Origin of the sequence: Pseudomonas sp. NBRC 111138 (genome assembly GCF_001320835.1) — a bacterium.
Taxonomy (GTDB): Bacteria; Pseudomonadota; Gammaproteobacteria; order Pseudomonadales; family Pseudomonadaceae; genus Aquipseudomonas; species Aquipseudomonas paracarnis.
Map to the genome: position 1 here is coordinate 1 of NZ_BCBO01000095.1, position 12135 is coordinate 12135.

11 protein-coding genes and 1 tRNA gene are annotated in these 12135 nt (G+C 58.9%); 7 read left to right on the top strand and 5 right to left on the bottom strand.

Translation table 11 applies throughout. The annotated features are described in order from the left end of the window. A partial coding sequence (locus APH41_RS18200) for an alpha-E domain-containing protein (protein WP_054920488.1) occupies positions 1–839 on the top strand: 839 nt, incomplete at its 5' end. Next, complete coding sequence (locus APH41_RS18205) at positions 836–1618, top strand: transglutaminase family protein (RefSeq protein WP_054920491.1); 783 nt, start codon at positions 836–838, stop codon at positions 1616–1618. The genes APH41_RS18200 and APH41_RS18205, both read left to right, overlap by 4 nt. 171 nt (positions 1619–1789) lie before the next feature. On the opposite strand, the gene APH41_RS18210 is transcribed toward APH41_RS18205, so the two are convergent. Then, positions 1790–2590, bottom strand: a complete 801-nt coding sequence (locus tag APH41_RS18210; protein ID WP_054920508.1) for a cytochrome c — start codon at positions 2588–2590, stop codon at positions 1790–1792. 647 nt (positions 2591–3237) lie between these two features. Between APH41_RS18210 and APH41_RS18215 the strand changes: the two genes are divergently transcribed. The 3 genes from APH41_RS18215 to APH41_RS18225 all read left to right on the top strand — a co-directional run bounded on the left by APH41_RS18215 (position 3238) and on the right by APH41_RS18225 (position 7533). After that, entirely contained in the window at positions 3238–4443 is a 1206-nt protein-coding gene (locus tag APH41_RS18215) for an acetyl-CoA C-acetyltransferase (RefSeq protein WP_054920493.1), read from the top strand. 16 nt (positions 4444–4459) lie between these two features. Further along, positions 4460–6604: a 3-hydroxyacyl-CoA dehydrogenase NAD-binding domain-containing protein gene (locus APH41_RS18220; protein ID WP_054920495.1), complete on the top strand. Its 2145-nt coding sequence runs from the start codon at positions 4460–4462 to the stop codon at positions 6602–6604. Positions 6605–6807: 203 nt separating this feature from the next. Next, entirely contained in the window at positions 6808–7533 is a 726-nt protein-coding gene (locus APH41_RS18225; RefSeq protein WP_054920497.1) for an amidotransferase, read from the top strand. On the opposite strand, the gene APH41_RS18230 is transcribed toward APH41_RS18225, so the two are convergent. The 3 genes from APH41_RS18230 to APH41_RS18240 form a co-directional block, all read right to left on the bottom strand. After that, positions 7530–8501: a magnesium and cobalt transport protein CorA gene (locus tag APH41_RS18230; RefSeq protein WP_003193449.1), complete on the bottom strand. Its 972-nt coding sequence runs from the start codon at positions 8499–8501 to the stop codon at positions 7530–7532. The two genes, APH41_RS18225 and APH41_RS18230, sit on opposite strands and share 4 nt — an antisense overlap. Before the next feature lie 147 nt (positions 8502–8648). Beyond that, positions 8649–9371: a 1-acylglycerol-3-phosphate O-acyltransferase gene (locus tag APH41_RS18235; RefSeq protein WP_054920500.1), complete on the bottom strand. Its 723-nt coding sequence runs from the start codon at positions 9369–9371 to the stop codon at positions 8649–8651. A 212-nt stretch (positions 9372–9583) separates the two neighbouring features. After that, complete coding sequence (locus tag APH41_RS18240; RefSeq protein WP_054920502.1) at positions 9584–10276, bottom strand: crotonase/enoyl-CoA hydratase family protein; 693 nt, start codon at positions 10274–10276, stop codon at positions 9584–9586. Positions 10277–10597: 321 nt separating this feature from the next. On the opposite strand from APH41_RS18240, the gene APH41_RS18245 reads away from it, so the two are divergent. Beyond that, a tRNA-Ser gene (locus APH41_RS18245) sits at positions 10598–10687 on the top strand. A 198-nt stretch (positions 10688–10885) separates the two neighbouring features. On the opposite strand, the gene APH41_RS18250 is transcribed toward APH41_RS18245, so the two are convergent. Beyond that, the gene (locus tag APH41_RS18250; RefSeq protein WP_054920506.1) at positions 10886–11767 is read right to left on the bottom strand and encodes a hypothetical protein; all 882 of its coding nucleotides are present in this window, start codon (positions 11765–11767) and stop codon (positions 10886–10888) included. Positions 11768–11888: 121 nt separating this feature from the next. Between APH41_RS18250 and APH41_RS29200 the strand changes: the two genes are divergently transcribed. Further along, the coding region (locus tag APH41_RS29200; RefSeq protein ID WP_218187867.1) for a hypothetical protein at positions 11889–12135 on the top strand (247 nt) is incomplete at its 3' end.

Below are 12135 nucleotides of genomic sequence, written 5' to 3' on the forward strand. Positions count from 1 at the left end.
ACGGACGCGGCGATGGCCTGCACGAATTGGCCATGCCGCTGTTGATCACCGGCACTCTGGACGATTACCACGAGCGCCATGGCCCATTGCACGCTGAACGCTTGCTGCACTTTTTTGCCTTGGACGCGGCCAACCCGGCGAGCATCTACAGCTGTCTGGGTGCGGCGCGGGCCAGCGCCCATGCGGTACGTGGGCGGATCACCGCCGACATGTGGGAAAACATCAACGCCACCTGGCTGGACATTCGCGATATCGCCCAGCAGGGGCTCAGCCACTACGGCATGAGCCGGTTTTGTGAGTGGGTCAAGGAGCGTTCCCATCTGTTTCGGGGCGCCACGTACGGCACCATCATGCGCAACGATGCCTTCCGCTTTATCCGCCTGGGCACTTTTATTGAGCGTGCCGATAACACCCTGCGCCTGCTGGATGCCCGCTACGAAATGGCCGGCGAACAGGCGGCGGCGGTCAGCGATGGTACGGCTCACGCGTATTACCAATGGAGTGCGTTGCTGCGCGCTCTGTCGTCGTTCGAGGCGTACACCGAGATTTATCGCGATGCGCCGGGCGCTCGGCAAGTGGCCGAACTGCTGCTCTTACGCGCGGATGTGCCGCGTTCGCTGCGTGCTTGCAGCGAAGAGATCGACCAGATACTTGCGAGCCTGCCCGGCCTCAATGGTCGCCCGGCCCAGCGTCTGGCCGCCGAGATGGATGCGCGCCTGCGCTTTACCGCCATCGACGAAATCCTCGAGGAAGGCCTGCATGCCTGGCTGACCGACTTTATCCCCTTGGTCCGCCAGTTGGGCGACGCCATCTACAGTTCCTACCTGGAGGCGGCATGAGACTCTCCATCAGCCACGACACTACCTACCACTACGAAGACCAGGTGCGCGCCAGCATCCAGTACCTGCGCCTGACCCCTCATGACAGCGAGCGCCAGCACGTGCTGAGCTGGCAACTCGACCTTCCACGCCCCGTGCGGGCGCAGGTGGACCCGTTCGGTAACATCCTGCATGTGCTTACGCTGGACGAGCCCCATGACGCCATCATCATTGGCGCCCGGGGCGTGGTGGAGATCGATGAATTGCGCGAGGCCGAACACGAAAGCCAGTCTGCCTTTCCGTTCCTGCGCTCCACGCGCCTCACCGAGCCCGACGACGCCCTGCGCGGGTTTGCCGAGCAAAACTGCCATCAGCGTCGCGACCGCACGGCGCTTATCGACCTGATGCAGGCGCTGAACCACACCATGGTCTACACCCCCGGCGCGACTGACGTCGATACCTGCGCCGCCCAAGCCTTCGCAGGGGCCGCTGGGGTGTGCCAGGACCATACCCATGCGTTCCTGGCCTGCGCACGTAGCCTGGGGATCCCGGCGCGGTATGTGTCGGGGTATTTGTACACCGAAGACAGCGCGCACCTGGCCAGTCATGCCTGGGCCGAAGCCTGGCTGGATGACGCCTGGTACAGCTTTGACGTGACCAACCAACTGGCCCGGCCGGAGCGGCACTTGAAGCTGGCCGTCGGCCTGGACTACCTCGACGCCTGTCCGGTACGCGGCATGCGCCGTGGCGGTGGGCATGAGCAGATGCACGCCAAGGTATTCGTGGCGCCGCAGCAATGACCGATAACTGTCGGAGCAAGCTTGCTTGATCGTTCCCACGCTCTGCGTGGGAATGCAGCCCAGGACGCTCCGCGTCCCATAGCGTGACGCAGAGCATCACAAGAGGCGTTACCACGCAGAGCGTGGGAACGATCGACGGTGCTCTCAGGCTTTTCGCGAGCAAGCTCGCCCCTACAACTTGCGGCCCGCCATATGCCGCAGATACCCCACCAGCAAGTCCAACTCATTGTCTGGCAATACACTGGCTGTAAACGCCGGCATCTTCGCCTGTGGCCAATGCCTCAGGCTTTGCGGGTCGCGGATGTAACGCTTGAGAAAATCGCCGCTGAAATACTCGGTGGGGTTGTAGGGCACATTCAAGTCCGGCCCCATCTGGGCATCACCGCCGCCATTGAGGCGATGGCACGCCAGGCAGTTCTTCTGGAACAACGCGAAGCCTTGGTTGATCGGGTCGTTCGCCGCCAGCTTAGGGTCGGGCAATAACGCCGGGAAACGCTCGCTAACCGTCTGCAACTGTTTGAACCTGGAGACCTGGAACGGCCACTGTTCCGGGCTGATACGTCCGGCTTGAGGGTTGGTCCAGACCAGATAGAACGGTCCGGCGCTGGGCTTGCCCTGTCCCAGTGGTGGCCATGGATGGGCCGGGTCTTCCACGGCCAGCCATGCGCGGGCGCCGTTTTTTTCCAGCAACGGCGCGGCGGCAAGTTCGGCGGCAAAACCATCAAGGGCAACGGCTTGCAGGTGGTTCGCAGATTTAAGGCCCGGCAAGAGCACCGCGAGGGGCACCGCACGATAGGTCATGTTGCGCTTGTAGGACACATCATCAACGATCTGCACCGTCTGAGCGTCGGGATGCTTGAGCAGCTCGGCGGTCTCCCAGGTTTTGTGGGTGTGGTCCAACTCGATGGTCAACTGTGCCGCCGCCGCAGGCAGGCTCAGCAGCAGGGCAAAAAGGGCGAGGATCGGTTTCAAGGCACAGGCCCGTTGCGAGAGAGTGAGGGCGCACACGATAACGGAAAACGGCAGGTAAAAAGGCAGCCCCTGCAACAGGAGCGCTAAGCGCAATGTCCTGGCAGGTGCTGCCAAAAGCTGCAGGCCTGGTGCGGTGTGTGCACGGAAGCTGGGAGTGTCACCCAATAACCTTGGTTAAATTGGGCAAGATCAGAATCAAGGTGGTGGCGAACAGGATAAGTCCCGCCTGACGTACTTTCGATTGTTTGAACATGGCTGACTGCCTTTTCTTTTGTTGTTATTCCTGAGCGTCAAATGCGTGCCGTTGAAGTCAGTATCGCGAGGTGACGTTGCACTTTTCTTACAGCTGCTCCAGCAAAACCCGGCAGCAGCGTCTTACAGATTCAACCTTAGAGCGCCCGTTCTTTCTGGCTTAGACTCATTTCATATCAGCTAAGAAGTATTTGCGCTAAAAACGGCATGAGGCTTATTGCCATCTTGGCGCCAGCCCTAGGGCTAGACGGCTAAAACGATTAATCAGGCATTTCCCGTAGGTACCTACCGTTCGTCCGAGCGAGGGGGTCAAAAGCAATGAGCGCATCCGTCATTGAAACCGTGTCAATCGGGCCTAAGGTAGGGGCACACACCCATAGCGGTTCGAGGATGTCATGACCCAAGCTTTGATCTTTGATGCGATACGCACGCCCCGGGGTAAAGGCAAGGCCGACGGTGCCCTGCACAGCGTCAAGCCGGTAAACCTGGTGGCCGGCTTGCTCACGGCGCTGGCGCAGCGCAGCGACCTCGACACCCGCCAAGTGGATGACATCGTCCTTGGCTGCGTCACCCCCGTGGGCGACCAGGGCGCCGATATCGCCAAGACCGCCGCGCTGGTGGCCGACTGGGATGTCAGTGTTGCCGGTGTACAGGTCAATCGCTTCTGCGCGTCGGGCCTGGAGGCGGTGAACCTGGGGGCGATGAAGGTGCGTTCCGGCTTCGAAGACCTGGTGGTTGTTGGCGGCGTCGAGTCCATGTCCCGCGTGCCCATGGGCAGCGATGGCGGCGCCTGGGTGCTCGACCCGCAAACCAATATGCACAGCCACTTCACGCCCCAAGGCATTGGCGCCGACCTGATCGCCACCCTGGAAGGCTTCACACGCCAGGATGTCGACACCTTTGCCCTACAGTCCCAGCAGAAAGCCGCCAGGGCGCGGGCAGACGGTTCCTTCAATAAGTCGCTGATCGCGGTGCACGACCAGAACGGCATTGTGCTGCTGGACCATGACGAATTTATCCGCGGCGACTCAACCCTCGAGGGCTTGGGCAAGCTCAAGCCGAGCTTCGAAATGATGGGCCAGATGGGCTTCGACGCCACCGCGTTGCGGGTCTATAGCCACGTGGAGCGCATCCACCATGTGCACACGCCGGGCAACAGTTCCGGCATCGTGGATGGTGCCGCGCTGATGCTGATCGGTTCCGAGGCCAAAGGCCGCGAGCTGGGCCTGCAACCGCGGGCGCGTATTGTCGCCACGGCGGTGACCAGTACCGACCCGACCATCATGCTCACCGGCCCCGCGCCGGCCACTCGCAAGGCGCTGGCCAAAGCCGGCCTGCGGGTTGAAGACATCGACCTGTTCGAAGTCAACGAAGCCTTTGCTTCGGTCGTGCTCAAGTTCATCAAGGACATGGGCATAGACGCCGCACGGGTCAATGTCAACGGCGGCTCCATCGCCATGGGCCACCCCTTGGGCGCCACCGGCTGCGCGATTCTCGGCACCTTGCTCGACGAGCTCGAGGTGCGCCAGCAACGCTACGGCCTGGCCACCTTGTGTGTCGGCGGTGGCATGGGGATCGCCACCATTATCGAACGCCTCTGAGCCTAAGGAATTTGTCATGACCGATGCCATTCGTTACGAAAAAGGCCAGGACCAGATCGTGGTACTGACCCTGGACATGCCCGGCCAGAGCGCCAACACCATGAACGCCGCCTACCGTGAAGCCATGGCGGCCACCCTCGCGCGCCTGGAAGCGGAAAAGGACGAGATCGCCGGGGTGGTGATCACCTCGGCCAAGAAAACCTTTTTTGCCGGGGGTGACCTCAATGAGCTGATCAAGGTCGATAAAGCCCACGCCAAGTCGTTCTACGACAGTGTCTTGGTATTGAAAGCGCAATTGCGCCGCCTGGAAACCCTCGGCAAACCGGTGGTCGCCGCGATCAATGGCGCGGCCTTGGGCGGTGGTTGGGAAATTTGCCTGGCCTGCCATCACCGGGTCGCGCTGGACGACAAGTCCGTGCAGTTGGGTTTGCCGGAAGTCACCCTTGGCCTGTTGCCCGGGGGCGGCGGCGTGGTGCGTATGGTGCGCATGCTGGGCCTGGAAAAAGCCTTGCCGTATTTGCTCGAAGGCAAAAAGGTGCGGCCCGCCCAGGCCCTGCAAGCGGGTTTGATTGATGAGTTGGCGGCGGATCGCGAGGCATTGCTGGCCCAAGCCCGTGCCTGGATTCTGGCTAATCCGCAGGCCAGGCAACCCTGGGACACCAAGGGCTACGCGATTCCCGGCGGCACGCCATCCCACCCTAAAGTCGCACAGATGCTCGCCATTACGCCGTCGATCTTGCGTAGCAAGACCCAGGGCTGCTTCCCCGCGCCGGAGAAAATCCTCTGTGCTGCAGTCGAGGGCGCCCAAGTGGACTTCGACACCGCGCACCTGATCGAAACCCGTTACTTCACCGAACTGGTGACCGGGCAAGTGGCGAAGAACATGATCGGCACCTTCTGGTTCCAGCTCAACCAAATCAACGCCGGCAGCTCGCGACCGCAGGGTTTTGCGCCTTATGTAACGCGCAAAGTCGGCGTGCTCGGCGCCGGGATGATGGGCGCGGGCATCGCCTATGTCAGTGCCTGTGCGGGGATCGAGGTGGCGCTCAAAGACATCACCCTGACCGCCGCCGAAAAAGGCAAAGCCCATTCAGCCGCATTGCTGGACAAGAAAGTCAGCCGTGGGCAATTGACCGCCGAACAGCGCGAAACCACCCTGGCGCGCATTCATCCTACGCAGGATGACGCCGACCTGGCCGGCTGCGACCTGATCATCGAGGCCGTATTTGAAGACCGCGCACTCAAGGCCAAGGTCTCGGCCGCAGCGCAAAGCGTGGTGGGGGCCGACGCGGTGATCGCCTCCAACACCTCCACCTTGCCCATCAGCGGCCTGGCCACGGCGGTGCCTGATCAAGCCAGGTTCATCGGCCTGCACTTCTTCAGCCCCGTGGACAAGATGCCCTTGGTGGAAATCATCAAGGGGGCGCGCACCAGCGACGAAACCCTGGCCCGAGGTTTTGACTTCGTACTGCAAATCAAGAAAACCCCGATTGTGGTCAACGACAGTCGCGGTTTCTTTACCTCGCGGGTATTCGGCACCTTTACCAACGAAGGCATCGCCATGCTCGGCGAAGGCGTGGCGGCGCCGATGATCGAGACCGAAGCGCGCAAGGCCGGCATGCCAGTGGGGCCGCTGGCGGTGTCCGATGAAGTGTCCCTCAGCCTGATGAGCCATATCCGACAGCAAACGGCCAAGGACCTGCAGGCCGAAGGCAAGGCTATGCCGAACCATCCGGCGACGGCGGTGATTGATCTGTTGGTGAACGAATACAAGCGCACGGGCAAGGCGGCCGGCGGTGGTTTTTACGACTATCCCGCTGGCGGCCAGAAGCACCTGTGGCCTGAGCTGAAAACCCGGTTTGAACAGCCCGACGAGCAAATCTCACCCCAGGACGTGCGCGACCGCTTGTTGTTTATCCAAGCCATCGAAACCGTGCGTTGCGTGGAGGAGGGCGTGTTGATGTCCACGGCGGATGCCAACGTCGGTTCAATCTTCGGCATCGGTTTTGCCGCTTGGAGTGGCGGCGCGTTGCAGTTTATCAACCAGTACGGGCTGAACGACTTCATCGCCCGCGCCCGCTACCTCGCCGAGGAGTACGGGGAGCGCTTCTCGCCGCCGACGTTGTTGTTGGAAAAAGCCGCAAAAGGCGAGCGGTTTTAGACGTTTCACTGTAGGAGCGAGCTTGCTCGCGAAAAACGCACAGGCAACGCTTTTATCCAGGATACCTGCGTTATCGTTGACGTTCTTCGCGAGCAAGCGCTCCTACAGTGAGTGTGGGCGCCCATTGAGGGCTTGCTTTGGGGGTGTATTTCAAGGCAGGCTCTGGGTGTGCAATATTCCCATCGCCGTGTCAGGTATTTTTTATGTCGCTACGCGTCTGCATCCTGGAAACCGATATTCTGCGTCCCGCTTTGATCGATGAGTACCAAGGCTATGGGCAGATGTTCAAGCGCCTGTTCGCCAAGCAACCGATAGCCGCCGAGTTTGTGGTCTACAACGTGGTGCAAGGCGAGTACCCGCCGGATGACGAAGTGTTTGACGCGTACCTGATCACCGGCAGCAAGGCCGATTCGTTCGGTATCGACCCTTGGATCCAGACGCTCAAAACCTACCTGCTCACGCGTTATGAGCGCGGCGACAAGCTGCTGGGCGTGTGCTTCGGCCATCAGTTGCTCGCGCTGCTGCTGGGCGGCAAGGCCGAACGTGCCAGCCAGGGCTGGGGCATGGGCACCCACGCCTACAAACTGGATGCCAAGACGCCATGGATGAGCCCCGAGGTGCCGGAGCTGACGCTATTGATCAGCCACCAGGACCAAGTCACCACCTTGCCAGAAAACGCCACCGTGATCGCCTCCAGCGAATTCTGCCCGTTTGCCGCGTATCACATTGGCGACCAGGTGCTGTGCTTCCAGGGCCATCCGGAGTTTGTTCACGACTATTCCCGTGAGTTGCTGGAAATACTTCAGACAACCCTGGGTGAAAAGGTCTACAGCAACGGCGTGGCCAGCCTGGAGCGCGACCACCACGGCGTGACCGTGGCGGAGTGGATGATGCGCTTTGTGGCGCACCAGCCTGAAGCCAAGGCTTAAAGCCAGCCCGAACGCTTGAAGCTGGCCCATAAACCGGTACAGCCCAAGGTAATAAAACCGAGCACCGCAAAATAGCCGTAGTGCCATTGCAGCTCGGGCATGTTCTGGAAGTTCATCCCGTAAATCCCCGCCACCGCCGTGGGGAACGCCAGGATCGCCGCCCACGCGGCGAACTTGCGCTGCACCACGCTCTGGCGCGAAGCCTCCAGCAACACACCGATCTCGATGGTCTGGCTGGCAATGTCGCGCAGGGTGGTGAGGTCTTCCATCTGTCGCGTAACGTGGATTTGCACATCACGAAAATACGGGCGCATGTTCTTGTCGATAAACGGGAAGCTGAGCTTCTGCAACTCTTGGCTGATTTCCACCATCGGCGCCACATGCCGCTTGAGCCGCAGGACGTCACGACGCAGCCCGTGGAGGTGCTGGATATCGCGCTCATTGAGTGAACTGCACAGCACGTTGCGCTCCAGCTCATCGATCTCGGCATGGATCGCCTCGCTCACCGGCTGGTAGTTTTCAGTGACAAAATCCAGCAACGCATAGAGTACGAAATCTTCCCCATGCTCCAGCAATAGCGGCCGCGCCTCACAGCGTTGGCGCACAAAGCCGTAGGACGCCGAGTGACCGTTGCGTGCGGTTATGATGTAGCCGTTGCCGGCAAAAATATGGGTTTCGATAAACTCCAGCTTGCCGTTCTCGCGCACCGGTGAGTAGGTGACGATAAACAGCGCGTCGCCGAAGGTTTCCAGCTTCGGGCGGCTGTGTTTTTCCATGGCGTCTTCAATCGCCAGCTCGTGCAGGTTGAACTGGCGTTGCAGGTTGTTCAGTTCCTGGGCGCTGGGTTCTTCCAGGCCGATCCACACAAAGTGCCCAGGTTTGGCGGCCCAGGCCGCGCCTTCATCGAGAGTGATATCCGAGACTTTCTTACCGGCGCTGTAGACGGCAGCCGCAACAACTCTACCCATGGTGCTGATCACTTCTTATCAAGAGGACAGATGTTGGGCAGCTTAGCCTGAATGGCGTTCCGTTGTTGCTGGCTGATATCACTGATCGTTCCCACGCTCTGCGTGGGAATGCCGCCCGTGACGCTCCGCGTCACCCTAAGCGGGCGCCTACGCGCGTTGCAGTTCGCGATCCATCTGTGCAATGCACTCATCCATCTGCGTCTGACACGTCAGCAGCAACTGAGGGATGTCATCCACCGTCAAGCCACAGGTAGGAATCGGCGGCAACGAGCGTATCAGCACACTGCCACTGTCCCAACGATTGAGCTTCATCTGCGTCACGTAATTGCTGACACACACCTGCACGATAGGCACACCGGCCGCAATCGCCATATGGAATGCGCCTTTCTTGAACGGCAACAACCCTTTGCCCAGGTTGCGCGTACCTTCCGGGAACACCCAGATTGACGTGTCCTCATGCTGCAAGGTATGCGTGGTGGTCAGCATCGCACGCCGGGCCTTGTGCGCATTGCCACGGTCGATCAACACATTGCCCGCCAGCCAGAACAACTGGCCGAACAGTGGTACCCATTTCAGGCTTTTCTTGGCGATGCAGACCGTGCGGTGGGGCACTACATTGCCGAACACAAACAAATCGTAATTGGACTGATGGTTGGCGATCACCACGCAGGTACCGGGCTTGTTGCGCAGCGAGTCGACGTCGGTCTTTACGTTCAAGCCCAGGATCCGCATGGCCGGCAACGCATAGAGGCGAGCGCAGAGACGGCTGTTGTCCGGGTTGAACGGCCTGCACACACCGACCAGCACACCCAGCACGCCAGCGATCATAAAATGCAGGCCCATCAACAACATACGCAACAGAAAAAGCATCGACACGGCCCATAGGGACAAAAGGTGGCGCAGTGTACGGATGTGCACTGTATTCGGCAATTGCCCCTACAGACGTAGGAGATAGCCGATGTTTAAGCGCATGTTTCCACATGAGCCGATAACGGCTAGCTAGAGCGGCTACGGACGTTTCACATTTATAGGTAAGAAAAAGCCCGACTCAAGGTCGGGCTCAGGCACAGCAGGTGTAGGACTTAGCTCAGGCTATGGCCCTGATCCTGGATGATTGCATCGTCCAGGGCTTCAAGCAGTGCGCGGCGCACTTTCAACTTGGTGTGCTTGTGCGCGTTCATATTGATCTTCTTCAACTGCCGCGCTGCTTCCAATGCTGCAGCGTGCAGTTCTTCGGGTGCCACCACCTTGTCGAGGAAACCGGCGTGCAAGGCGCCTTGCGGATCAAACATCTCGGCATTGATCACCGAACGCTGAAACGCCGACTTACGCAGGCGATCCCGCGCCAACTCGATACCGGCGTGGTGCATGGTCATGCCAATCGCCACTTCATTGAGGCCAATGCTGAACGCGCCTTCGACGCCAATCCGATAATCCGCCGACAACAACAGGAACGCACCCTTGGCCACCGCATGCCCAGGGCAGGCCACAATCACCGGGAACGGATGCGCCAACATCCGCCGCGCCAGGGTCGAACCCGAGGTCACCAGGCTGATTGCCTCTTTAGGGCCGGCCGTCATCACCTTCAAATCATAACCACCCGACAAAATCCCCGGCGTGCCCGTGATGATCACCACCGCCCGATCCTTCTCGGCCTGATCCAGCGCCGCATTAAACTCACTGACCACCGCCGGAGAAATGGCATTCACCTTGCCGTTGCTCAGGGTCAGGGTCGCGATACCGTCTTCGAAGTGGTAGGCAATCAACTCACTCATGACGCGGTTCCTTGTAGGGCTTGTTATAGAGGTAGATGCGCAGACGTTACTCACCACGCCCCCGCGGGTAAAGCGCCGTGACTGACTACCCAGTCAGGCTTTTGCCCCATCCCCAAGGGTAGACACCCCGCAGCAGGGCGCAGCAAGCGCTCCAGACGCGTGCCGCCGCTGCCTGAGAATGGCACAATCACCACCCCTTGCCGCGCGGTGAATGGCATAACGGTCTAACCGCATGAAAATTCTGAAAAAAACCTTTGCCATCAGAAAGGCTTTCGACTACATTAGCGCGCCTCGACAGACTGAACTGGTTTGACGAGATACGGTGAAGTGTCCGAGTGGCTTAAGGAGCACGCCTGGAAAGTGTGTATACAAGAAATTGTATCGAGAGTTCGAATCTCTCCTTCACCGCCACATTTAAACGAAAAAGCCCCGTTTTACGGGGCTTTTTTGTGCTCGCTGTATTTTGTCCCCCCATCTGTTCCCCCATCTTGTTTTCGAAGAGCTCCTTTGCTGAAAAGTCTGTCGCTGCTTTCCACCGTTGCCGTATGTGGGATTTGCATCGACTCAAGGTGCGGGCAGTCTTTTCGATCTGAACTCTGCTGCTGGGTTTCAATCTGTGCCGGGCCGTAATAGTCGCACCAGTTCATTGGGCATGACGAAAGGTTTTTTCTTATGAAATTTGAGATTTTCCAAGGGCAGCCCAATGACGTCTTGGCCAGGAGTTGAACCGTCATTATTCTCCCGTACTGGAAGTTGGTCCGCGGTGGCTGATTGTTCCGCTAGCGGCTCTTCCGTGCTTTGCATTTCGGCTGCCTGGCTGTCTGGAGGGGGGAGTTTGGGGGTGCGGGTCCACTTATGTTTCTGAGGTTTTTCAGCGGCCGGCAATGGCTTCAACGAGTGCGCATCGATCTCTTCGGCAGCACTGCTTACTTCGTGCTCCACTTTCTGAGCGGCATCAAGATGGCTGGCTGTCTCATTTTGAGCTGTTTTTTGCCGTTCGTTTTTGTCCCTGCGAATGTTGTTCGGTCCCTGGAATGAGTAATTACGGGCAGTTGGCGAAGAGTGCTTCGAGTGTTGTTTTTGCTGCCTGCGTAGATGGGCTGAGTAAGCCTTTGTGATCAAGCTCTCAAGCAGTGCGGTGGCGCTCTTGTTTTGTTCCTTGGCCATGACTTGCAGGTTAGCCTTGATGATCGTATCGAGGGTGAACGCGCATACCTGGCGGCCACTATCTTTTTTCTTCTGCCTGTCTTTCTCTTGACGCCAAGCGCTCTTCATATCACCGAATAACTCGCGTGCAGCTTGTTTCCGCTCGATATCCATACCGGCAGCCAGCATTTCTTTGTAAGACGGAAGTTCGTCCAACGGGCGCTTCTTTCTGCAGGGAAAAAGGTCATCGAAACCTTTTGCTCGTAAATAATCCACGGCCCACAAGCGTTGACTTGTATTTCCGAGCTCTAGCCAATCCAGGCCAAGGATGCGTTTGCGACCCATTCTTATTTCGCTCTACGTTGCATTCGAGCCATTATATTTCAATTAATATCGTTATTAATAACGATAAAAAATAATTTGCACAAAATAGGGTATATTTACCTAAACAATTCCAGGTGTACGTATGCTCACCGAGCTTTTATCGTTGGTTTTAGGGGTGCCTGATTCGAAGGCGAGGTTCACTCTGGCGGCGTTTTACCTACGCTACGGGTTCTCGAATACAGGGCCACTTACTGTTGCTGAGTTGGCTATTTGCCTTGGCGTGCCTACGAGAGAGTGTGCTGAGGCGCTCAGCTTGCTCTTGAAGGAGTCGGCGTTGATCGCTACAGCTGAGTCGGGGCGACGAGTCGGTTGGCAGAAAAAATCCTTCC

Coding starts and splice junctions, on each gene's coding strand:
- APH41_RS18205 (WP_054920491.1), top strand. CDS start 836: ATGAGACTCTCCATCAGCCACGACACTACCTACCACTACGAAGACCAG.
- APH41_RS18215 (WP_054920493.1), top strand. CDS start 3,238: ATGACCCAAGCTTTGATCTTTGATGCGATACGCACGCCCCGGGGTAAA.
- APH41_RS18220 (WP_054920495.1), top strand. CDS start 4,460: ATGACCGATGCCATTCGTTACGAAAAAGGCCAGGACCAGATCGTGGTA.
- APH41_RS18225 (WP_054920497.1), top strand. CDS start 6,808: ATGTCGCTACGCGTCTGCATCCTGGAAACCGATATTCTGCGTCCCGCT.
- APH41_RS18230 (WP_003193449.1), bottom strand. CDS start 8,501: ATGGGTAGAGTTGTTGCGGCTGCCGTCTACAGCGCCGGTAAGAAAGTC.
- APH41_RS18235 (WP_054920500.1), bottom strand. CDS start 9,371: ATGCTTTTTCTGTTGCGTATGTTGTTGATGGGCCTGCATTTTATGATC.
- APH41_RS18240 (WP_054920502.1), bottom strand. CDS start 10,276: ATGAGTGAGTTGATTGCCTACCACTTCGAAGACGGTATCGCGACCCTG.
- APH41_RS18250 (WP_054920506.1), bottom strand. CDS start 11,767: ATGGGTCGCAAACGCATCCTTGGCCTGGATTGGCTAGAGCTCGGAAAT.